We start from the raw sequence: 227 nt of genomic DNA, 5'->3' as shown, positions 1-227 counted from the left end.
GCGCCCGCCAGCATCACCTATCACTGGCAGAGCAGCCCCGACGGCACCACTTGGACGAACCTGGCCGCCACGACCTCGAGCCTCACCCTCGATAGCAGCCTGGTCGGCAAGCGGATCCGCGTGAATGCCACCTACACCGACCTGTTCGGCGCCAGCGAGAACGTGACCAGCGCGGCCACGGCGACGGTTGCCGCTGCGAGTGCCACCACTACGCTGTTCACCACCCA

The 227-nt window shown here is 67.4% G+C and carries 1 protein-coding gene; it reads left to right on the top strand.

Annotated features, from left to right (window positions below):
- On the top strand, nucleotides 1–227 hold a 227-nt coding region (locus I6F12_RS37110), incomplete at both ends, for a hypothetical protein (protein ID WP_225158559.1).

It is taken from the genome of Bradyrhizobium sp. IC4059 (assembly GCF_020193615.1).
GTDB classification, from domain to species: Bacteria; Pseudomonadota; Alphaproteobacteria; order Rhizobiales; family Xanthobacteraceae; genus Bradyrhizobium; species Bradyrhizobium yuanmingense.
This window is presented reverse-complemented; position numbering and strand designations above follow the sequence as displayed.